Raw genomic sequence first — 20,959 nt, forward strand, 5'->3', positions numbered from 1 at the left:
CTGTGGCGCCTGTCCGCGTGACAGCCCCGGGGGCAGGCCGCATCGGGACATGAAGGAGCCCCGCTCGTCTCTTCGGAGACGAGCGGGGCCTTCTCTGTGTCGTACGCCCGAATCACCATGTGCTCGCACAGGTCGGCGCACGCCGGTCGGGGATTTTTCCCGGCGGATGTAGAGACCGGGCCATTCGCTCCGACCTACCTCGGGGTGCCCACCACCGGGCATCGGACCGTGGAGGGTGAGGACATGAAGTGCATGCTGCCGGCCTGCGACGATGAGGAGGTCCGGGGATTGTTCTCCGAGGCGCTGATCGCGGGGGACACGGCGTTCCAGGGGATCCGCGCATCCGGAGAGCCGGTCGGCGTGGGAGCCTGGCCGCTGTCGAACCCGTCCGAGGTGGAGATGTGAGAACGGACAACCACGTCGAGGACCTGCTGCATCGGCTGGCGCCACAGGTCCTCGGCACGCTCGTCCGGCGCTACGGCAACTTCGACGCCTGCGAGGATGCGGTCCAGGAGGCTCTGCTGGCCGCCGCCGTTCAGTGGCCGGACCAGGGCATGCCGGAGAACCCTCAGGGCTGGCTGATCACTGTCGCGTCCCGCCGGCTGACCGACCAGTTGCGCAGCGATCAGGCGCGCCGCCGCAGGGAGGCCACCGCCGCGGCCCAGGAGCCGCCCGGCGAGTCTGTGACACCGGCTCCCGGCGACGAGCACCCGCCGGACCAGGACGACACGCTGACCCTGCTGTTCATGTGCTGCCATCCGGAGCTTTCGCCCCCCTCCCAGGTCGCGCTCACCCTGCGCGCCGTCGGTGGCCTGACCACGGCGCAGATCGCCCGCGCGTTCCTGGTCCCCGAGGCCACCATGGCCCAGCGCATCAGCCGGGCCAAGCAACGCATCAAGACCACCGGCGTCCCGTTCCGGATGCCTCCTGAGCCCGAGCGGGCCGAGCGGCTGCGCGTGGTCCTGCACGTGCTTTACCTGATCTTCAACGAGGGCTACACCGCCACCTCCGGCCCGGAACTGCAGCGCGGCGAGCTCACCGACGAGGCGATCCGGCTCACCCGGGAGGTCCACCGGCTGCTACGGGACGACGGAGAGGTCGCCGGACTGCTCGCCCTCATGCTGCTCACCGATGCCCGGCGTACGGCGCGCACCCGCCCCGACGGCGCGTTGATCCCGCTCGCCGAACAGAACCGTGACCGGTGGAACCGGGAGTACATCCGGGAGGGCATCGAGCTCATCACGCACACGCTGGCCCGGGCGCCGATCGGCCCGTACCAACTCCAGGCGGCGATCGCCGCGGTTCATGCGGAGGCGGCACGCGTGGAGGACACGGACTGGCCCCAGATCCTCGCCCTTTACCAACTGCTCACCCGTATCTCGCCCAATCCCATGGTCACCCTCAACCACGCCGTCGCGGTGGCGATGGTGGAAGGCCCCGGGGCCGGGCTCGATCTGCTCAAGACGCTGGACGCCGATGGCCGGTTGGCAGGGCACCACCGTCTCGACGCGGTCCGCGCACACCTGCTGGAGATGGCCGGTGACCATGACGGCGCCCGCTCCGCCTACCGGACGGCGGCGCGCCGCACCGCCAGCCTCCCCGAACAGCGCTACCTCGAGAGCCGGGCCGCCCGGCTGGCAGCGGAAGGTCCCTGACGTCCTTTCCCGCCCGCAGGCCGGAGCCCGGCCTGCGTTCCGCCGGCGATTCACCGCAAAGACGGTTCCTGTCCGAAGACCTTCCCGGGGGCGCTCTTCCTCAAGCCCCGCACCGGGTATTACCTCTGTCAGCGACATTGCCGGAGCCCTGTGTCGCCAGGGCCCGTATAGCGGGGCTGTGAGGTGCGGATATAAGGGTGCAGATACAATCAGCTACGGAAGAATTGCCCGGCTACGGCACGTTGTGAAGATCTCGCAAGCCGGTTCCGTATCCGTCGCGGATCCTTTTTCGGGTTCCGCCAGATACCGCTGATCCGGGGGGCATCATGAAGTGGATCATTGTCGCGGCGGCGCTGCTCGCGGCCACCGCGGCCGGACCTGTCATCACCGGGGTTTCACCTCAAGCGGTGGACAAAATAAAGGTGAGCAGAGAGCAATACCAGGCCCTCCTTGACCAATGCCGGTATTCAAATGGTCCACAGGCCCAAGCCGATTGCCAGGCCAGAGTCAAGAACAACTACCAGATCGGGGAGGAGAACCACGCCCTGGACTGCCGCGAATACGCCAGCACCCGTGTATGCGGCACATTGGAACTCAGCAGGGAAGAACGCGCGTGCGTGCAGCGAGAGGTGAATGAGGGAACGTCCTACCGGCGTGCCGAGGTCCAGTGCTACGTATTCTCATAGCCGCGGCGGCAAACCGGCTGGAATGAGTTCTTCGACGATGTGCTGAAAGCCGGACCGGCTGCCGGCGCCCGTTCGCCGGATCGCCGATCCGCGACCGGGCCGTGACCTGCGTCATCAGGATGAAAAGCCCCGGTGGGCTTCGATGCGTGGGTCAGGCGCGGTGTACCTCGAACAGGAAACAGCCGAACTCCACCGCCCGTACGTGGACCAGCGCCACCTCGGGGTCCGCGAACTGCTCGGCCAAGATGGTCTCCGATGCGGTGGCGTCGCGGCTGATGTGGTGATCCACCAGCCGTCCGCCGAGGATGTTGCCGTCGGCGTCGTAGGCGCGGAAGACCCGCCGCTCACCGCACATGCCGATGGGAAAGCCCGTCCCATCAGGCCCCTCGCACGGCTCGGCGTGCACGAACACCGGGCCCAGCTCCTCATACGGGCCGGGATCGCCCCCGGTCCGCGCCCCCCACCGGCGCAGCGGCGCGTACGCAAGCAGGGCGAGCCGCTCTCCTGGGAGGCTACGGCGTAGGCAGCATCGCAGCGGGGAGCCCCCCTCGGTGTCGGTGATCATGCGGGGCGGACGCCCGGCGTCGTCGCGGACGCGCAGCTCGGCGGCGACCTCGGCTTCGATGGCGAATGTGCGGAGAGTGCTCATAGATCCATACTTGGCTCCGCCGATGTGATGTGCTGGCGGAAATCGGCCTCGGTTGTGGACCCGGAGGTCGCTTGAGAAGAGCGAGCATTCGGCGACCGCCCGCCGGCCGCCGGAGACGGCAGACACGACGGGCCCCGGCCACGAGTAGATCGTTCACGTGTGCGTGGAACGCGCGAGGGCGCCCACCCCGGTCGTCGCGAACCGGGTGTGGACGCCCTCGTTCTGTCTTCGCGGTCACGTTTCCACGTGGCTACGCCGTCGGGTCGATGATCCGGGACCTCGTGCCGGCATTCCGATGGACGCTGAGCGATCGATTGATTACTTTTAGCTCGTGGGTTCGAATTGAGGAGGAGGCACCTGACCCCCTCGGGTAGACGTCGCCCGGAAGTTTCTCCCTGAGGAGAGATGAAACGCTTGTCGAGACCAGGTAGGACCAGCGGGCAACCTTGGGCACCGGTCGGTGGGGCAGGAACGGGGAATCACCGAGGTTCTCCGGACGGTTTCAGCACTGGCCGTCGGCGAGGACCCAGAAGTTCGAGCCGGTCTGCTTGAGCGTGTGGCTGGTGAAGGTGTTCCACAGCCCCATGGCGTCGTTGGATCCGTTGGCGTAGGTGTAGCCGCCGGACTGGTGGGCCCGTCCCGCGGTGGTGTGGGCGTAGTTGCTCGCGGTCACGCAGGCCTGGGGCACGGTCGGAGTCGGCGTGGGGGTGGGGGTCGGCGTGGGCGTGGTCGGGGGATCGGTCGGCGGGGTCCCGCCGTTCAGGCGGAAGAACTGCACGTCGTGGTAGGCCGAGCAGATGGTGTCGAGGAAGTACGCGGCGGCGGTGCCGCACTGATCGGCGGCGCTGCCCGGGTCGATCGGCAGGCCGTGCCCCATGCCGGTGATCTCGTACAGGCGCACGTCGTCATTGCCGTACACCTTCAGCGACGTGCCGCCGGGAAGGCTCTGGGTGGAGGTGGGGGTCTGCGAGACGCCCCGTACGTTTGTCCATTGGTCGCGCAGTTGCGCGGCGTTGGCGGGAACGACCGTGAAGTCGGACAGACCCTGCCAGATGGCGACGCGCGGGTATGGCCCCGAGTATCCGGAGTAGGCGTTGCGTACCAGGGTGCCCCACTGCTGGGGGGTTTTGCTGACGGGGCCGTACTGGCAGGTGGACGCCTGGGTCAGGCTGGCCGCGCAGCGGTACGCCAGCCCGGCTCCGATCGAGCCGCCCGCGAAGACGTCCGGGTAGGTGGCGAGCATGACCGCCGACATGGCCGCGCCCGCGGAGAGCCCGCTGACGTAGACGCGCGCGGGGTCGGCCCCGTAGTTCGTGACCGCGTAGGAGACCATGGCGCGGATCGAGGCCGCCTCACCCTGACCGCGGGTGGTGTCGCCGGTCTCAAACCAGTTGAAGCAGCTGGAGGAGTTGTTGGCGCTGCTGGTCTGCGGCACCACGAGGGAGAAGCCCCACTGGTCGGCGAACTTGCGCCATCCCGAATTGGCGAAGTATCCGGAGGCGTTCTGCGTGCAGCCGTGCAGCAACACCACGACCGGGCGGCCACCGGCCAGCCCGTCGGGCCGGTAGCCGTACATGGAGAGATTGCCGGGATTGCTGCCGAACGAGCTGACCTGGACCAGCGACGCCGCCCGCGCGGGAGACGCCAGTGTGGCCGCACCGAGCAGCCCGAGAAGGAGGGTCATGAGGGTCATGAAGGTCAGGGCGGTTCGCGACAGGGGCGCTGGAAGAGATACGGTCATGGGGGGTGCTCCTTGCTGTGGCCTGGCTCACCGGCTCTTACCAGCGCACGTTAGGACGACCGTAACGCCCCCGACATGTTCATGACACACACTCTTCGGCTCCGCGCTATGGATTGCGTTCTCATGCCGCAAGCCGAGAATCTCCGTGTTCTTCTGGAGGAACGCTCGATGCGTGGCGGCGCTCGAAGGGCCCGCCGCTCGTCCCTCCGGTGCGCGCGGCGGTTACGGAAGCGGAATCGTTTCCACAGACAGAACGCTATCGACATGCCCCGTGGCGGATCATGGACGCTACGGCGGCCCATGACGGCGACGGGTGGGAACGAGGAGCTCGACGATGACCTTGAACACCAGTGACGAACCGACCCTGAACACGGGCGACGACCCGGGAAGCTTCGCCGACCTGGGGCTGCGACCCGAGCTTCTTCAGGCGCTCTCCAGCCTCGGCTACGAGGAGCCCACACCGATCCAGCGTGAGGCGATTCCTCCGCTGCTGGAGGGACTTGACCTGCTGGGGCAGGCCGCGACGGGGACGGGCAAGACGGCCGCGTTCGCGCTCCCGGTGCTCCACCGGATGACGCGGGGCGGCAGGGGGCCGGAGCCGATGGCCCTGGTGCTCGTGCCCACGCGCGAGCTGGCCGTCCAGGTCTCTGAGGCGATCCACCGCTACGGCCGCGACCTGGACGCGCGCGTCCTGCCGATCTACGGCGGGCAGCCGATCGGCCGGCAGCTGCGGGCGCTCGAAAGCGGGGTCGACGTCGTCGTCGCGACGCCCGGGCGCGCCCTCGACCACATCGGCCGCGGGACGCTTCGCCTGGACGGTCTCCAGATGGTCGTCCTGGACGAGGCGGACGAGATGCTCGACATGGGATTCGCCGACGAGATCGAGGCGATCCTCCAGGAGACCCCCGCGGATCGCCAGACGGTGCTCTTCTCGGCGACGATGCCCTCGCGGATCAACGGAATCACCCGCCGGCACCTCCAGAACCCGGTCCGGATCCAGACCGGGCGGGAGATGGCGGCCCCGGGGGAGGCCCCGCTGGTACGGCAGATCGCGTACGTGGTCCCGCGGGCGCACAAGCCCGCGGCGCTCGGACGCGTGCTGGACGTCGAGTCGCCCTCGGCCGCGATCGTCTTCTGCCGCACGCGGGACGAGGTCGACCGGCTCACCGAGAGCCTGAACGGGCGCGGCTACCGCGCCGAGGCGCTGCACGGCGGGATGAGCCAGGAGCAGCGCGACCGGGTGATGCTGCGGCTGCGGAACGGAACGGCGGACCTGCTCATCGCGACCGACGTGGCGGCGCGCGGGCTCGACATCGAGCAGCTCACCCATGTGATCAACTACGACGTTCCCTCCGCGCCCGACTCGTACGTGCACCGGATCGGCCGGGTCGGCAGGGCGGGCCGCGAGGGTGTGGCGATCACCCTGGCGGAGCCGCGGGAGCACCGGATGCTCAAGACCATCGAGCGGGTGACCAAAAGCCGGATCACGGTCGAGAAGGTGCCGACCGTCGCCGACCTGCATGCCCGGCAGCTGGAGATGACGCGCTCCGCGCTGCACGAGAGCCTCCTGGAGGACGACCTGGAGCGCTTCCGCGTTGTGGTCGAGACGCTCGCCGACGAGTTCGACATCATGGAGGTCGCCCTCGCCGCGGTGAAGCTGGCGCACGAGGCCAGCGGGGTGACGGCCGACGAGGAGGAGATCCCGGAGGTCGACACGAGGTTCGAGCGGGAGGGGCGTGGCCGCCGCGAGACCGGCGGCCGCGACGATCGGCGCGGTCGCACCCCGATGGGCGGGATGACCCGTCTGTTCGTCGGTGCCGGGCGCAGCAGCAGGATCCGGCCGCAGGACCTGGTGGGAGCGATAGCCAACGAGTCACGCCTCAGCGGGCGCGACATCGGGGCGATCGAGATCGCCGACCGGTTCTCGCTCGTGGAGGTCCCGGAGTCGGCGGCCGACGAGGTGGTCGCGGCCCTGCGGGAGAGCAGCATCAAGGGCAAGAGGGTGACGGTCCGCCGGGAGCGGGACGACCGGCGGTAGCCGCTCCCGGGAGGCGCCGAACGCGGCGAGGTCGTGGGCAGGCTGTTCGACCTTGTCCGATCGTGGCGCGGGCCCGGGGAGTCCGGGCCGTACCACGCACGTCCGCGGCCGGCCGAAGCCGTTGGGCCTCGTCCGATCGTGGCGCGGGCCCGGAAAGTCCGGGCCGTACCACGTGCGTCCCGCGGGATGCCTCTCGGACCGCCCAGTCATGAGGAAACGGTCCTAGTGTGGAGCCGTGCAGGGACTACTGCTGCGTCTGTCGGCTCTGGACGCCGACGCGGAGAGCGCCGTCCGCGTCATCTCGTACTTCGACTCGCTGGTGCGAGACCACGCGAGCGTCTCGGCGCTGCTGCAGGCGACCGCGCGGCTGGTGCAGTGCCCCGTCGGCCTCGTCGACTCGGTCACGGGCAGGCGGACGCGGGTGTCGCCCGGCGGAGCCGCCGAGCGGTCCGGGCCGCCGCCCGAGTCGGCGGCCAAGCGCTCGCTCGGCTCGGCCCTCGGCGTCGTGTGGATGGAGCGTGAGGGACAGGCGCACGGGCTTGACGAGATCGTGCTGGAGCGCTTCGCCGGGGCGGCCGAGGTCGCGCTCGAGCGGGCGGCCGCCCAGGTGCGGGTAGGCGATGATCCGGCCCTGGTGGAGCTGGTCCTGTCCGCCGACACCGGAGAGGCCGAGTTGACAAGGGCTCTACGGCTGCTCGGCTTCGGCCCGGCCGCGTCGCTGTGGGTGCTCGCCACCCCGTCCGACGACGACCGCGACGACGGCACCTCGGCGATCACCCATCTGCGCGCGGGCGGGCACCACGCGAGGGCCGCCCGGATGGGCGACGTCGTGGCGGTGCTGGTGAGCCTCGGCGCGGAGCGGTTGTCCGAGACGGTGGAGCCGCTGGCTGAGATCGTGGGCCGGCTGCCCGGCACGTGGCGTGTCGGCATCGGGCCGTCGGCGCGCGGGGCGGCCGTCGCGGAGTCGTGGGCGGGCGCGCGGATCGCCCTGCGGTTCACCGGCCCGCACCCTGCGGACCGGGTGGTGAACTGGGCCGATCTCGGAGCTCTCGCGCTGTTCGCGGCACATGTGCCCCAGGAGGCGATCGCCGGTCTGGCCGACGTGCGAGCCGTCGAGGAGCTCTCACGCCGGCCGTACGGGGCCGAGGCGATGGAGGCGGTGCGGGCGCTGTGCGCGGAGGGGTCGGTGCGCCGGGCGGCCGTCGCCGTGCATCTGCATCACAGCTCACTGGCCGCGCGCATCGCACGGGCCGAGGCCGTTCTGGGCTTCTCCCTCGCGGACTCCGCGGGCCGGCTCCGTGCGCACCTGGCCCTCCAGCTGGTACGGCTGCGCCCGTAGATCAGCGCAGCAGCGCCCGGCGCAGCGCGACCACCCGCTCGGCGGCGGCCCGGCGGCTGATCTCCGCTTCGGGGATCATCCCGTCGAAGCCGTGGAAGGCTCCCGGGTACAGGTGGAACTCGGTGGAGACGCCCGCCTGTACCAGTCGCCGGGCGTAGTCGATGCACTCGTCCCGGAAGACCTCCAGCTCGCCGACGTCGATGTAGGCGGGGGGCAGGCCGGACAGGTCGGTCGCGCGGGCGGGGGCGGCGTACGGCGAGACGTCATCGGAGCCCGCGGCGTCGCCCAGGAGCGCGGTCCAGCCGAAAAGGTTGGCACCCCGGTTCCAGACGACCGCCTCGGCGAACTCCTGGCTGGACGGGGTGATGTTGCGGTCGTCCAGCATCGGGCAGACGAGCAGCTGGAAGGCCAGGGCCGGGCCGCCGCGGTCGCGGGCCAGCAGCACGGTGCCGGCGGCGAGGCCGCCTCCGGCGCTGAGCCCGCCCACCGCGAGACGGTCGGGGTCGATGCCGAGCTCGGCGGCGTTCTTGGCGGTCCAGACGAGACCGGCGTAGCAGTCCTCCACCGGCGCCGGATGCGGGTGCTCGGGCGCGAGGCGATAGTCGACGGATACGGCCACGCATCCCAGCTGGACGACGTATTCGACCATTCGCTGGTCATCCATCTCGGGGTCACCGATGATCATCCCGCCGCCGTGGATCCAGTAGAGGCCCGGGACGGCGCCTTCCTGGCCGGCGCGGCGGTAGATCCGTAGCCGGATGTCGGGCTCGCCCTCCGGGCCGGGCACCATCCGGTCCTCGATCGTGACCCGCTCGTCAAGCGCGACCGGGGCCATCGCGGCACGCATCGCGTTCATCTGGGCACGGATGTCAGGCAGGTCCTCCTGCCGTACGGTGGACATGTCGGCCAGGGGGACGGGGGAAGCCAGGAGAGCGGCTCCCAGTCCGGGATCGATGTTCGGATGAAGCGACATGTCACTCACCTTCGGGAAGACGGTACTGCCGGTCCGTGCGATCGGCCCTGTCATCGATCATGCGCGGATCCGGACCCTTCTCACAACCGAAACCTGGCCACGATGAGGGAGCATATGACCGCCAGTTGGCGGTCCTATGCTCGACGCCCCGATATCGGGTGCACCCCGCGCTCGGATGCGACCGATGGAAGACGTGGCCGGGGCCGGGGAAGAAGGCATCCTTTCCGAAATTCGATGCCCGGGGAAACGGCCGGAGCGAGGGGAATCTGTCGTCCCGTTAAATGCATGGCGCCCGGTGAAAGCCGGGTCTACCGTAGGCAGTGATCAGCGCGGAGACACTCCTTCGATCCTCCATCGTGGCAGCCTGCAGACGGGATGTCATCGGAGACCTAGGTCTTAATGCCGGAAAGATTCGAGCGGGAAGGAAGGTGGCGAATTTGCACATCGGACGAAACTCGAATTCGACTGTCCGTGGCCGTGGGAATTCATGGCGACGGGCGCGACGAGCACCGAAAATCCGCGCTGAAAGAGAAACGGCCCGTCCATTCACGCGACCCCGAAAGGCGAGCGTGGAAAGAGTTTGCGGTCGAAGATCTCCCCGGATACGCCGATTCCGGAAGGATCTTCAGCCGCAGCCGGCCCCCGCCGCTTCGCGCAGCGGACATCCGGCGTGACCCGTGACCCATCCCGCCGCCGGGCGGGTGAGCCACGCCGCAGAGGCCGAACGGGTAAGGCAGCTGGTCTCCACCCAGCAGGACGGGGTTCGAGCCCCCGCTGCGGCTCCGCCCTGAAAGAAGAGGGCCACGGGACCGGGACTCGGCGAAGGGAGTGGCGACCCTCGCCAGGTCGGCGGTTCCACCATGCGTCCGGTACGGCTCACGCCAACCGGGCCGGGCGCGTAGGACAACGCAGGTCAGCGGGCGGAGCGGGTGTTCGGATCCCACCCTCTCCGCCCGGTCTTGTCATTTGATTGCCTGGTCCCCCTCCCCGCCCGGCTCCGTTGGCCGCCGAGTCAGGGAGTTCGCGGAAGGTGCCCGGCCGGACGAGAAGCGCCGCCGGAAGCGATGACCTATGGTTCGAGCGGCAAGGTGCGAAAGAATGCCGGTGTGGACCAGCTGCCTGTGATCGATGTCGGCGCCCTGGTGAACGGCGAGTCCGATGCCCGGCGAGAACGGGCCGCCCGTGAGATCGGGCAGGCGTGCCGTGACAGCGGTTTCTTCTACATCTCGGGCCACGGGGTCCCGCCCTCGCTGCTCGAACGCCTCGACCGGGCCGCCCGCCGCTTCTTCGAGCTGCCCCTCGACCAGAAGATGGAGATCTCCATGGATCGGGGAGGCCGTGCCTGGCGGGGGTTCTTCCCCGTGGGGGGCGAGCTCACCTCCGGTCGGCCGGACCTCAAGGAGGGCGTCTACTTCGGCACCGAGCTGCTCGAGGGCGATCCACGCGCCGGCCTGCCGCTCCACGGCCGTAACCTCTTCCCCGCGCGGGTGCCCGAGCTGGGCGAGGCGGTCCTGGAATATCTCGACACCCTGACGGGCCTCGGCCAGTCGGTCATGCGCGGCATCGCGCTCAGTCTCGGGCTGGCGGAGGACTACTTCGCGGCCGGCTACACGGCCGACCCCACCGTGCTGTTCCGGATCTTCCACTACCCGCCGGCTCCGCCCGCCTCCGACGACTGGGGCGTGGGCGAGCACACCGACTACGGCCTGCTCACCCTGCTGGCCCAGGACCGGCACGGGGGCCTGCAGGTGCACGCACGGACGGGCTGGATCGAGGCCCCGCCGATCCCCGGCACCTTCGTCTGCAACCTCGGCGACATGCTCGACAGGCTCACCGGTGGCCTCTACCGATCGACTCCGCACCGGGTCAAGAACGTGAGCGGTCGCGAGCGGCTGTCGTTCCCCTTCTTCTTCGATCCCGGCTGGGACGCCGAGGTGCCCCCGCTTCCCTCGCGGGCCGCAGGTTCGCCGGATGTGATCGGAGGCGGCCCCGCCCGGTGGGACGGTCAGGACCTTCGCGCCTTCACCGGCACCTACGGCGAATACCTCCTCGGCAAGGTCTCCAGGGTGTTCCCGCAGCTGCGCGAGGACGTCCTCTGAGAGGACTCGTATACGGCCCGTCCGGCCGTGAGCGTGAAGGCGCATACGACGATCCCCGGTGTTCCGGGCTGCCGTCGCGTGATCCGTACGGGCGGCCATGCGCTGTTAACCACATGACCGGGTAGATGTTGACCAATGCTTGTAATCTTTGGCGCTGTCGGGGAGAACGGTCCTGTTGATCCTTCTTGTGGAGGTTCGTTGATGGAACGCCGTACGTTTCTTCGTGCCTCGGTGCTCGGCGCGAGCACCGTGGCCTTTACCGGGAGCCTCTGGCAGGACGCCTTCGCGGCCCCCGCCCAGAACGCTTCCGGTCCCTACGGGTCCCTGCTGGCCGCCGACGCCAACGGCGTCCAGCTCCCGGCGGGGTTCACCAGCAAGGTGATCGCCCGCTCGGGGCAGGTGGTCCCCGGCACCTCCTACACCTGGCACAGCGCCCCCGACGGCGGCGCCTGCTTCGCCGACGGCAGCGGCTGGATCTACGTGTCCAACTCCGAGGTCAACCCCGGCGGCGGCGCCTCGGCGATCCGTTTCAACTCCGGTGGCACCGTCGTCTCCGCGAACTCGATCCTGTCGGGCACCCGGCAGAACTGCGCCGGCGGCGCGACCCCGTGGAAGACCTGGTTGTCGTGTGAGGAGGTCAGCCTCGGCTACGTCTACGAGACCTACCCCTTCGGCGGCGCCGCCGTACGGCGTCCGGCCATGGGCCGCTTCAAGCACGAGGCGGCGGCGGCCGACCCCGTCCGCAAGGTGATCTACCTCACCGAGGACGAGACCAACGGCCGGTTCTACCGGTTCGTCCCGACGACCTGGGGCGACCTGTCCTCCGGCACGTTGCAGGTGTTCGTCGCGGGCTCGGCGACCAGTGGTTCGTTCACCTGGGCGAACATCCCCGATCCCGACGGTTCGCCGACCGTGACCCGTAGCCAGGTCTCGGGCTCTAAGTCCTTCAACGGCGGTGAGGGCTGCTACTACGCCAACAACACGGTGTGGTTCACCACCAAGGGCGACAACCGGGTCTGGCAGGTCAACCTCGCCGCGGGCACATACGAGCTCGCCTACGACGACAGTCTCGTCAGCCCCGGCACGGCGCCGCTGACCGGCGTGGACAACGTCACCGGCTCGACCTTCGGAGACCTCTACGTCGCCGAGGACGGCGGCAACATGGAGATCTGCCTGATCACTCCCGACGACAAGGTCTCCTCGTTCCTGCGGATCACCGGCCAGGGCTCCTCGGAGATCACCGGCCCGGCCTTCTCTCCCGCCGGCGACCGCCTCTACTTCTCCTCCCAGCGCGGCACGTCCGGTTCCTCCTCGGGAGGAATCACCTACTGCGTGACCGGACCTTTCCGCACCTGACGGACGGCGCGGGCCGTACGGGATCCTCACCCGTCCGGCCCGCGCCGCCACGCCCTCGTCCGGGGCGGGGACCGGCGGAAAAATAGGCCAAAAGACCCCTGACCAGGTCTTTTGGGTCATCATGACGATTCTTGGGAAGGAGGGAGGTAGAGGGAGGCATTAGGAGGGCGATATGGCAGCGCATGTAGTGGTGGGCGCGGATGGCTCGGCCCCCTCGCAGACAGCGGTCGAGTGGGCTGCCGAGGACGCCGCCAGGCGTGGGTGCGATCTCCGGATCGTTCACGTGTACGAACCGACGGATCATTACGCGCCATCGCCGGAGTTTCAGGACTCGGTGAGGAAGTACGGCCAGGACGTGCTGGAGAAGGCGGCCGAGCGGGCGCGTGGCCGCGCCCCGTGGACCGAGGTGAGCACCTCGCTGGTGAGCGGCCGGGTGGCCGAGGTTCTCCGGCGGGAGGCCGAGGACGCCGAGCAGGTCGTGGTCGGCAGCCGGGGCCTGGGTGGGTTCACCGGTCTGCTGCTCGGGTCGGTCACGCGATCCCTGGCCGGTCATGTGGCGGCGCCGATCGTGGTCGTCAGAGACGTCCCGGAACGGGTTCGGGGGGAGATCGCCGTCGGGTACGACGGCTCGGAGCATTCGGTGACGACGCTGCAGTACGCCTTCGAGGAGGCGGCGCGTCGCAAAGCCCGGCTGCAGGCGATCCACACGTGGCAGATGCCGATAATGGGGCTGTACGCCGTGGCCTACGCTCCGCTGCTGGAGGACATGGCGGCCGCGGAGCAGCGCACCGCCACGAACGCCCTCAGCCCCTGGCGGGAGAGGTATCCCGGCGTGGAGGTCAAGCAGACGGTGATCTGTGAGCATCCGGTCGTGGCCCTGCGAAACGCCTCGGCCACCGCGGATCTGGTGGTGGTCGGCTCACGGGGGCTGGGCGCCTTCGAGTCCGCCGTTCTGGGGTCGGTGAGTCATGGGGTCCTGCATCATGCCCACTGCCCCGTCGCGGTGGTGAATCCCAGGGACGAGGCATGACGGATCTGCGGAGCCCTCGTAACCGCTGGTAGAGACCCCGGTCAGGGGGTATTTCAGGAGGAGGCGCCGCAGGTCGCCGTGATGAGGGGCATGCCGCCGGCCGTCGCAGGCCGGATGGTGCCGTCTCCCGGTGGGGGCTCGTCCGGACGGCAGGCGTAGGGCGCGGCCTGCCGGTGGCCGTGGTCCACCGGAATTCATGAGGGGGAACTGACATGAAGGCAGCGGTAGGGGACGAACTGGTCATCGAAAGTGCCCACGAGGGTGAGGCCCGGCGGATCGGCGTGATCGTGGAGCTGCGTAACGAGGACGGCTCTCCGCCCTACGTGGTGCGATGGCTCCACGTCGAGCAGGAGACGCTCGTGTTTCCCGGCCCCGACGCGCATGTGATGCCCAAAAAGCAGGAGGCACGGCTCACGACAGAGCAGTAGGCACGGCTCACCCACCCTGACCGGCTGATCCCGCCGGCCAGGGTGGGTGAGGTCGTTCTTTCCCCCGCGCACTGCCGCGCCGAGCCCCTGCGCCGCCTGTTCGGCAGGTCGGCCGAGCCCCTGCACCGCCTCTGCCCGGCAGGTCGGTCGAGCCCATGCGCCGCCTCTGCCCGGCAGGTCGGCTGCAACCCTGCGTTGCCCCTGCCTGACTGCCTTCCTGCCTGACAGGGCAGACCCGAGGCCCGAGTCGATTCGACGTCATCATCGGCCTCGCGGGCCGGTCGGGTTGCTCGGGGTGCCATCGAGGAACCACCGCAGGGCCGGTACCGCCGTTCTTGGCCACTCCCGCATTCCTCGCATTCCCCGCACTTCCCGCATTGACTTTGTCCCAACGTTTGACGCACCATGTTGAGACAAAGCTTGCGACATTAGGGAGGGGTCATGCCGAGCGAAGCGTTACCGGACGCCGGCTCATCGGTGCGTCCGGCGGATCTCCGGCAGGCGGGCGCATGGCTGGTCCGGCACGGCCTGGCCGATGCCCGGCCGACACCATTGCTGGCCGTGCGTCTGGCGGCGCGGCGACGTGCACGCCTGGCCGATCACATCATGCTGGCCGCGTTGATGCTGGCGGCCGCACTCGCCCAGGCCTACGACCGGCTCGCCACCTCCGCCTATGGCGGGTTCGAGCCGCACAGCCAGACGCCGTTGCTGGTCCTGACGGCGTTGGTGGTCGCGCTGCTGCTGGTCCGGTCGCTGCTTGATCAATGGGTGCGGCGCGTCGACCGGCGTGCCGGCGCGGCGTTGTCGCGACGGGCGGCCCATCCGCTCCAGCCCGGCTGGAGAGCCATGCTCGGCCGACCGTACGCCGCCTTCACCGTTGCCACCTTCGCCGGCGCGATGGCGCTGGCGGCGAGCGCCCTGACCGTCCCGGACTCCACCGTGCGGTATGCGGCCTTCATCCTGCTGGTCGGCCTGCTCGGTGTCGCCGTCGGCGTCGCCCTGCAGCTCCGCGATCTGCTGACGCGCCCGGTCGTGGCCGAGGACGAGGTCTCGCTGACGGCCGACGTCATCATGCGCATCGAGGACGCGCGCGAGCTCACCGCGCCGACCGTGCCGTGGGCGCTGCCTGTGGTGTTGCTGTTCGGTACGGCGTTCGGATGGTGGAACGCCGCCGCGCTCATTCTGGCGCTCCTGGGCTTCGTCGCGAGCCACATGATCCATGCGAGGACTCCGTCAATCGTGACGATGGCGCGGCAAGCCATGAGCGCCCGATGATCGTCATCGATGCGGCCTCGCCCGTTCCGCCATTCGAGCAACTGCGTGCCCAGCTCGCCAGGCAGATCCAGGACCGCACGCTGGCCGTGGGCTCCCGGCTGCCGACGATCCGCCACCTCGCGGCCGACCTCGGCCTGGCCGTCAACACGGTCGGCAGGGCTTACCGGGAGCTGGAGGAGGCGGGGCTGATCGAGACTCGCAGGCGAGCGGGTTCGTTCGTGTCGGCCGCCGGCGAGGAGGGACGCGAACGGGCACGCCGTGCCGCCGCCGACTATGCGGCCGTGATCGCCAGTGTCGGCATCGACGCGGGCGAGGCGATCCGCATAGTCCAGGCTGCGCTGGCGTCCGGCATGGCGGCACCGGCCTCTCCATGACCCGCTACGCGGGCCACAATGTCTGACCTGCTATGTCTAGCGGGCCGCTCTGAGGCCGGGAAGCTGATTTCGAGTGCCGGGTACCGCAGAGTCGGGCGAAAAGCGAGGGTGGATACGTTCAGGCCCATAAGATCGCGCGGAGCAGATGTGCATTTATCAGTCTCGACCTGGCGGCACCCCTTGCCCCACCCGGTCTCGTCCGAGCGCAGTGCACTGATCGAACGGATCGCAGACCGCGTCCTGGCGCTTGGCCCTGGTCGCACACTCACGTCCATTGCCAGATAGGGAGGCTCGGTGAGCGGTATACCTGATCTTGGTCCAATGCCCCAGCGCATCACGGTCGACGCGGAGCAGGTCCATCGGCTCATTGCCGGGCAGTTTCCTCAGTGGGCGGACCTTCCGGTTGAGCCCGTGGCCAACGGCGGCTGGGATAACCGGACCTTCCACCTCGGCGACGGAATGCTGGTGCGTTTGCCCAGTGCATCCGAATACGCCTTGGCGGTTGAAAAGGAACACCGGTGGCTTCCGCCGCTCGCCTCACAGCTTCCGCTGCCCATTCCTGCCCCGCTGGCGAAGGGCGAGCCAGGTGCGGGCTACCCCTTCTCGTGGTCGATCTACCGGTGGCTTGACGGCGAGCCTGCGAGCGTCGACCGGATCGCTGATCCGGTCGGATTCGCGGTCGATCTGGCCGGCTTCGTCGCGGCCTTGCAGAGCATCGACACCGCTGACGGCCCCCGGCCGGGAAAGCACAACTGGTTCCGGGGCGCCACACTGCGCACCTATGAGGGGCAACTCGAGAGCGCGCTGGAGAAATTGGACGGCCACGTCGACGTCAGCCTGGCGCGCGAGATCTGGAAGACCGCACTGGACGCGCGCTGGGACGGTGTGGACAGTTGGTTCCACGGCGATCTCGCCCAGGGGAATCTCCTGCTCAAAGACGGGCGATTGGCAGCTGTCATCGACTTCGGCACGTGCGGCGTCGGCGACCCGGCCTGCGACCTGGCAATTGCATGGACATTGCTGACCGCTGACGGCCGCCAGGCGTTCCGCGAGCGACTGTCCGTTGACGATGCAAGGTGGGCGCGCGGGCGTGGCTGGGCTCTCTGGAAGACGATGGTCACCTGCTCTTACACCCTGGGCGATACCGGCGAGTCGGCGCTGAACGCACGGCGCGCCCTAACCGAGATCTTCGCCGAGTACTCAGCAGGGAGCCCTTCCACAGACCTGGCGACGCGCGGCCGATGATCTGGCAAGTGAGCGGTTCACCTGGCGGGGCTGAGCGCTCTACCCGGCGAGCTGAGCATGTATTGGTGGGAGAGGTGATCTCTGTCTGGCGATGGTGCGGATGCCGTCGCAGAACGGGTGCATAGGATCGCCGGCATGGCACTGCGACCTGTTCAGGTGAACATAAAGGCTCTTGATGACTCGGCGGTCGGCCGGTTCTGGGCGGAGGCGCTCGGCTGGAGCGTTTTCCGACCCGGCGTGACCACTTACATTGGACCCGTCGGCGGCTTCGTCTGGCCGGACCCGGTTGCTGTCGGAATCGACGTCGTTCCCGTCCCGGAAGCCAAGACAACAACAAAGAACCGTGTGCACCTCGATCTCGCCACCACCTCTGCGGCCCATCAGGCGGAGTTGGTCACGCGCCTCCGGGCTCTTGGTGCGACGCCCGCCCACGTAGGGCAGGGCAAAGTGCCGTGGACGGTCCTCGCCGACCCGGAGGGCAACGAGTTCTGCGTGCTGGAGCCTCGGGAGATCTACCGGGACACCGGGTCGATCGCCGCGGTGGTGGTCGACTGTGCGGATCCGCAGGCGATGGCCCGGTTCTGGGGTGAGGCGATCGACTGGACCCTGCACGAGGTGGCCGACGATCATGCAACGTTGCGCTCCGCCAAGGGTGTCGGCCCGTATCTCGAGTTCCTCCGCACGCCCGACGTGAAGACCGTGCCAGACCGCGTCCACCTTGACCTGCTGCCGTACCCCGGTGACGACAGAGCGGCGGAGGTGGCCCGGCTGCGGGCCCTCGGCGCCACCGACCTCGACCTCGGCCAGGGTGACGTGGCGTGGACGTGTCTGGCCGACCCGGAGGGCCACGAATTCTGCGTCCTCGCCTCGTCCTGACGCGGAGCCCTAAAGACACCCCGACGCGTGAGCCTTGTGTGCTCCTACTCCATGACCCCGGGTGGGTTGGGCTGCCGCGTCTCGGTCGATCAGGGCTGCGAGAGCTTGCGTGTAGGGGGCGAGATCGGCTCGCTCGTCAACCACAACTCAACGTGCCAATCAATGCGCTAAGTCACACTGACCGCTGGTCGTCCGCTGCGGTATCACCGGAGGCATGCGGTATCCACAGGGGGCGGGCTGATCGCCGAACGCCAGGAGTTTCGCGAGGGGTTACGGCTCCAGCCCGCGGAGCGGTTCGCTATTTACTCCGTGACGTGATCCGGCGATATAGTAACTTTTTCCCGGCACGAGCAGACGCGGTTATCCTCGTTCAGATACAACTGACCGATGATCTCACCGTTGACGTTCCAGACTCTCCGACATGCGACTGTCCTGTTATGTGTCGCCGCCGTCACTGGTTGCAGCGCCATCCCATGGATCGGCATAACCACGCCTCGCGAGGCGTCGGATCTCACCCTCCCCTTGGACGTTTACGAGCTCGGCCCAAAGGACCGCGCTCAGGTCCTGCGCGTTCGGTTCACATTGATAAAGAAATGCATGCAGCAATTTCAGATTGACTTCCAGGGGCCTTCTACCGAACCGGTTTACTATCCAAAGAATGCCATTTACCTGGACTGGCTCGACGAAAATTGGGCTGAGAGCTATGGATATGCGGAACCGCCGGGACAAGCGGAGGAGCGTTCTGCCGCGATGTCCGGCATTCGATCGTACGTGATACAGGACGAGCAGAGTTATGTGCTATGGGGAAAGGTCAAGCGATTTCGAGGTAAGGCGGTGCCGCGCGGAGGGTGCCTCGCCAAGGCTGACGGCATCCTCAACCAAGGGGCGAAAGGCCTTTCCAAGGCGGATAGCGAGAAAACATTCAACGACGAGGAAATCGCTGCTCTCGCCACTGGTTCGGCCGACCTTATCTTGAAGGACGAGAGAATTAAAGCGGCCGAGCGCTCCTGGAGTTCTTGCATGATGTGGGCGGGCTTCGTCTATCAGACCCCCGATGATGCGATGGGTGATCCGCAATGGGCCTCAACCGTTATGGATGATCAGATTAAAAAGCCGCGTGGCACACAGGCGGAGATCAATACGGCGACCGCAGACGCCAAGTGTCGCTTGGATACGAACTACTACGGTGCCCGGCAGGCGAGCTACTCGGATTCTCAAAACAAGATCATCGAGAAACATCGTGACCGGCTGAACACCATCAAGCTGCTGAATCAGACTCGCCTGGCCAATTCCGCCAAGGTCCTCAGCGGCGAGATCGTGGTGCCCTGGTAGGTATTCGTTCCGTAGCGCGCATGTAGACCACGAACGGAATCACGTAGCGCCCGCAGGCGAGTTGAGAGCCCGCAGTTACGCAAGCCGTTGCACCGAATTGTTGGCTCGGGTATCACGACCAACCGCAATAAGGCCACCGCCATGTGCCGATCGCTTTGGGCGACTTGCCAGTATCCGGACAGCTGCGACGAGTATCCGTTCGCCTCCACCAAGGAAGGAGCGGCCTCGACTCCGAGCAATTACTCGGTTGAGCTGATCAAGCTTGAGGACAACTGCGCCTCGGGGTCGCGGCTCGGCTGGTTCTACCAGCAGAACAGAATCATTCCCGAGCATCGAAACGACCGGGGACTGATGGCAGGAACACCGTTCTACGTGAGCGTTGTCACCAGCGGGCCATCCAATCCGAAGGGACCCAGTACGCCGGATGGACTGCCGCTGAGCGAACGCTTCTGCGACGAGCAATGACGACTCGGCATCGATAACCGACGCGCGTGGTGCCCGGGCATGCTCCATCCCGGGCACCACACCCTCAGGAAATCGCTCCGGTGCTCTTCCTGATGAAGTGCACGCACCCGGCGAGCACCGACAGGCGTAAACGGGTCTCAACGTCGAGCCACCGCAACTGCCGTACGGCCCTGACCGTCTGGAAGGCGGCCGTGGCCAGATCAGGGATGAAGGCCGCAGCCAAGGCGTTGAGCGTGCTGAACTGATCCATCCTCGCCAGCGGGTCTCGGACGCCATCGGTCGTCTGAGCGCGGAACCGGTGGGCGACCTCGGTCAACCGCCCGTTCAGCCGCTCGCATTCCGCGGCCCCGGGACGATCCCGCAGCGCGGCCATCGCCTCGGCGACGACGGGGTCGTCCGAGATGTCCTGCGGCGCGTTCTCGCGCATGGCGATGTCCAACGCCGAGGCGATGATGAACGGCAGCCGGTCGGGTGTCGGAGCGGTGGCCACGAGAGGGCGCAGTTCGGCGGAGTCGAGCATGGGATGACCGAATGCCGCCTCCAGCAGCCAAGGCCGGGCGTGACGGATCGGATTCACCATGAACATCCGCCGATGACGGCGCGACAACCACGCGGAGTCCAACCTCTGACCCGTGATGCGCTCGGCGAGGATCAGCCCTGATTCCAGCGACTTGGGCAGGTCCTCCACCAATTCCTCTATCTCGTCGGCGTCGCCGCCCGGCCGCGCCGGCGGATCCAGCAGGTCGAAACCGGCTATCCTCAGGCCGTTCACCGCATAGAAGAAGATGGTGTCGAGATTGACGGTCCATTTGAAGCTCAGCGCTCGGCCGCCGCCTTCCGACAGCGTCTGTAATACCAATGGTCTGACGCCTTGACCTCCGTAGGGTTCAAGGACGACCGTCCACTCGCCCAGCTCTCCTATCAGGATGACCGGAGGTCGAACCGCCTCGTCGTCGTCCTCGTCCTTGTCCGCCTCCGACGCCTCGTCGAAAGCCTCGTCCAGCGTCTTGAGCTCGGCATCGACCGGCTCACCGCCGAAAAGGCGGGCCACTTCATCTGCACTTTTTCCTCGGCACCAGGTGATGCACATGTCATCTCCCAGGAAGCCCGATCCGAGGAGGCTTTGATAATGGGATTCCGCGTCAGCGTTCATGGGGGAAGCTTGCCATCGAGAAGGATGCTCGCCGACCGCTGCAATTGTTTGGCCTGTCGGATTTCATCACTACAGATAGGATGCGCCGGTTGCTACATTCGAGGCATCAAGATACTCGGCCACCGCGCGTACCGGTCACCTGTGGGAGAGCGGACCAGGGTGGGGTCTCATCGTCATTGGCCCGACAGCCGCGCGTGACCGACTCCTGTCGGGGTGTCATACCGGCGGGACGCGGTCAGCCGCGC

General features: G+C 68.0%; 19 protein-coding genes and 1 tRNA gene. 16 read left to right on the top strand and 4 right to left on the bottom strand.

Annotated features, from left to right (window positions below; all coding sequences use genetic code 11):
- Positions 1–243 precede the first annotated feature (243 nt).
- The 3 genes from CHC08_RS50085 to CHC08_RS48860 all read left to right on the top strand — a co-directional run bounded on the left by CHC08_RS50085 (position 244) and on the right by CHC08_RS48860 (position 2,341).
- Positions 244–405: a hypothetical protein gene (locus CHC08_RS50085; RefSeq protein WP_179282475.1), complete on the top strand. Its 162-nt coding sequence runs from the start codon at positions 244–246 to the stop codon at positions 403–405.
- The gene (locus CHC08_RS39335) at positions 402–1,655 is read left to right on the top strand and encodes an RNA polymerase sigma factor (protein ID WP_089212481.1); all 1,254 of its coding nucleotides are present in this window, start codon (positions 402–404) and stop codon (positions 1,653–1,655) included. The genes CHC08_RS50085 and CHC08_RS39335 overlap by 4 nt, the downstream gene beginning before the upstream one ends.
- A gap of 326 nt (positions 1,656–1,981) precedes the next feature.
- Positions 1,982–2,341 carry a hypothetical protein gene (locus tag CHC08_RS48860; RefSeq protein ID WP_143653538.1) on the top strand — a complete coding sequence of 120 codons (360 nt, stop codon included), beginning with the start codon at positions 1,982–1,984 and terminating at the stop codon, positions 2,339–2,341.
- A gap of 151 nt (positions 2,342–2,492) precedes the next feature.
- Here CHC08_RS48860 and CHC08_RS39340 read toward each other — a convergent pair whose 3' ends face one another.
- Both CHC08_RS39340 and CHC08_RS39345 read right to left on the bottom strand, forming a co-directional pair.
- Complete coding sequence (locus CHC08_RS39340; RefSeq protein WP_089212482.1) at positions 2,493–2,990, bottom strand: DUF1203 domain-containing protein; 498 nt, start codon at positions 2,988–2,990, stop codon at positions 2,493–2,495.
- Positions 2,991–3,492: 502 nt separating this feature from the next.
- A complete protein-coding gene (locus CHC08_RS39345) occupies positions 3,493–4,731 on the bottom strand; it encodes an extracellular catalytic domain type 1 short-chain-length polyhydroxyalkanoate depolymerase (RefSeq protein ID WP_218825701.1) in 1,239 nt (412 codons plus the stop codon).
- Positions 4,732–5,065: 334 nt separating this feature from the next.
- On the opposite strand from CHC08_RS39345, the gene CHC08_RS39350 reads away from it, so the two are divergent.
- A complete protein-coding gene (locus CHC08_RS39350) occupies positions 5,066–6,769 on the top strand; it encodes a DEAD/DEAH box helicase (RefSeq protein ID WP_089212483.1) in 1,704 nt (567 codons plus the stop codon).
- 235 nt (positions 6,770–7,004) lie between these two features.
- Positions 7,005–8,108, top strand: a complete 1,104-nt coding sequence (locus tag CHC08_RS39355; RefSeq protein WP_089212484.1) for a PucR family transcriptional regulator — start codon at positions 7,005–7,007, stop codon at positions 8,106–8,108.
- A gap of 1 nt (position 8,109) precedes the next feature.
- Here CHC08_RS39355 and CHC08_RS39360 read toward each other — a convergent pair whose 3' ends face one another.
- Entirely contained in the window at positions 8,110–9,081 is a 972-nt protein-coding gene (locus CHC08_RS39360; RefSeq protein ID WP_089212504.1) for an alpha/beta hydrolase, read from the bottom strand.
- Between the two features lie 710 nt (positions 9,082–9,791).
- Here CHC08_RS39360 and CHC08_RS39365 point away from each other — a divergent pair.
- From CHC08_RS39365 to CHC08_RS39415, 11 genes are all read left to right on the top strand, one after another.
- Positions 9,792–9,863: transfer RNA gene (locus CHC08_RS39365), tRNA-Gly, on the top strand.
- 324 nt (positions 9,864–10,187) lie between these two features.
- Positions 10,188–11,180 (top strand): isopenicillin N synthase family dioxygenase, encoded by a 993-nt coding sequence (locus CHC08_RS39370; RefSeq protein WP_218825702.1) that lies wholly within the window; start codon positions 10,188–10,190, stop codon positions 11,178–11,180.
- Positions 11,181–11,381: 201 nt separating this feature from the next.
- Positions 11,382–12,536, top strand: coding sequence for an alkaline phosphatase PhoX (locus tag CHC08_RS39375; RefSeq protein ID WP_089212486.1), 1,155 nt, complete (start codon positions 11,382–11,384; stop codon positions 12,534–12,536).
- A gap of 172 nt (positions 12,537–12,708) precedes the next feature.
- The gene (locus CHC08_RS39380) at positions 12,709–13,566 is read left to right on the top strand and encodes a universal stress protein (protein ID WP_089212487.1); all 858 of its coding nucleotides are present in this window, start codon (positions 12,709–12,711) and stop codon (positions 13,564–13,566) included.
- Between the two features lie 212 nt (positions 13,567–13,778).
- The gene (locus tag CHC08_RS39385) at positions 13,779–13,994 is read left to right on the top strand and encodes a DUF1918 domain-containing protein (RefSeq protein ID WP_089212488.1); all 216 of its coding nucleotides are present in this window, start codon (positions 13,779–13,781) and stop codon (positions 13,992–13,994) included.
- A gap of 441 nt (positions 13,995–14,435) precedes the next feature.
- Complete coding sequence (locus CHC08_RS50090; RefSeq protein WP_089212489.1) at positions 14,436–15,269, top strand: hypothetical protein; 834 nt, start codon at positions 14,436–14,438, stop codon at positions 15,267–15,269.
- Entirely contained in the window at positions 15,266–15,643 is a 378-nt protein-coding gene (locus tag CHC08_RS39395; RefSeq protein ID WP_089212490.1) for a GntR family transcriptional regulator, read from the top strand. The genes CHC08_RS50090 and CHC08_RS39395 overlap by 4 nt, the downstream gene beginning before the upstream one ends.
- A gap of 321 nt (positions 15,644–15,964) precedes the next feature.
- Complete coding sequence (locus CHC08_RS39400; RefSeq protein ID WP_218825703.1) at positions 15,965–16,888, top strand: aminoglycoside phosphotransferase family protein; 924 nt, start codon at positions 15,965–15,967, stop codon at positions 16,886–16,888.
- 135 nt (positions 16,889–17,023) lie between these two features.
- A complete protein-coding gene (locus CHC08_RS39405; protein ID WP_089212492.1) occupies positions 17,024–17,764 on the top strand; it encodes a VOC family protein in 741 nt (246 codons plus the stop codon).
- 597 nt (positions 17,765–18,361) lie between these two features.
- Positions 18,362–19,096 carry a hypothetical protein gene (locus CHC08_RS39410; protein ID WP_179282476.1) on the top strand — a complete coding sequence of 245 codons (735 nt, stop codon included), beginning with the start codon at positions 18,362–18,364 and terminating at the stop codon, positions 19,094–19,096.
- An 87-nt stretch (positions 19,097–19,183) separates the two neighbouring features.
- The gene (locus tag CHC08_RS39415) at positions 19,184–19,561 is read left to right on the top strand and encodes a NucA/NucB deoxyribonuclease domain-containing protein (RefSeq protein WP_089212494.1); all 378 of its coding nucleotides are present in this window, start codon (positions 19,184–19,186) and stop codon (positions 19,559–19,561) included.
- Between the two features lie 64 nt (positions 19,562–19,625).
- Here the strand turns inward: CHC08_RS39415 and CHC08_RS39420 are convergent, their stop codons facing one another.
- The gene (locus CHC08_RS39420) at positions 19,626–20,714 is read right to left on the bottom strand and encodes a DUF6461 domain-containing protein (RefSeq protein WP_143653540.1); all 1,089 of its coding nucleotides are present in this window, start codon (positions 20,712–20,714) and stop codon (positions 19,626–19,628) included.
- Between the last annotated feature and the right edge of the window lie 245 nt (positions 20,715–20,959).

It is taken from the genome of Streptosporangium subroseum (assembly GCF_900188345.1).
Lineage (GTDB): Bacteria > Actinomycetota > Actinomycetes > Streptosporangiales > Streptosporangiaceae > Streptosporangium > Streptosporangium subroseum.

Bases quoted from the DNA above. Each gene is read 5' to 3' on its own strand.
- CHC08_RS39400 (WP_218825703.1), top strand. From the start codon at position 15,965: ATGCCCCAGCGCATCACGGTCGACGCGGAGCAGGTCCATCGGCTCATT.
- CHC08_RS39405 (WP_089212492.1), top strand. From the start codon at position 17,024: ATGGCACTGCGACCTGTTCAGGTGAACATAAAGGCTCTTGATGACTCG.
- CHC08_RS39345 (WP_218825701.1), bottom strand. From the start codon at position 4,731: ATGACCGTATCTCTTCCAGCGCCCCTGTCGCGAACCGCCCTGACCTTC.
- CHC08_RS39410 (WP_179282476.1), top strand. From the start codon at position 18,362: ATGCAGCAATTTCAGATTGACTTCCAGGGGCCTTCTACCGAACCGGTT.
- CHC08_RS39375 (WP_089212486.1), top strand. From the start codon at position 11,382: ATGGAACGCCGTACGTTTCTTCGTGCCTCGGTGCTCGGCGCGAGCACC.
- CHC08_RS48860 (WP_143653538.1), top strand. From the start codon at position 1,982: ATGAAGTGGATCATTGTCGCGGCGGCGCTGCTCGCGGCCACCGCGGCC.
- CHC08_RS39340 (WP_089212482.1), bottom strand. From the start codon at position 2,990: ATGAGCACTCTCCGCACATTCGCCATCGAAGCCGAGGTCGCCGCCGAG.
- CHC08_RS39380 (WP_089212487.1), top strand. From the start codon at position 12,709: ATGGCAGCGCATGTAGTGGTGGGCGCGGATGGCTCGGCCCCCTCGCAG.
- CHC08_RS39395 (WP_089212490.1), top strand. From the start codon at position 15,266: ATGATCGTCATCGATGCGGCCTCGCCCGTTCCGCCATTCGAGCAACTG.
- CHC08_RS39385 (WP_089212488.1), top strand. From the start codon at position 13,779: ATGAAGGCAGCGGTAGGGGACGAACTGGTCATCGAAAGTGCCCACGAG.
- CHC08_RS39360 (WP_089212504.1), bottom strand. From the start codon at position 9,081: ATGTCGCTTCATCCGAACATCGATCCCGGACTGGGAGCCGCTCTCCTG.
- CHC08_RS39420 (WP_143653540.1), bottom strand. From the start codon at position 20,714: ATGAACGCTGACGCGGAATCCCATTATCAAAGCCTCCTCGGATCGGGC.
- CHC08_RS50085 (WP_179282475.1), top strand. From the start codon at position 244: ATGAAGTGCATGCTGCCGGCCTGCGACGATGAGGAGGTCCGGGGATTG.
- CHC08_RS50090 (WP_089212489.1), top strand. From the start codon at position 14,436: ATGCCGAGCGAAGCGTTACCGGACGCCGGCTCATCGGTGCGTCCGGCG.
- CHC08_RS39350 (WP_089212483.1), top strand. From the start codon at position 5,066: ATGACCTTGAACACCAGTGACGAACCGACCCTGAACACGGGCGACGAC.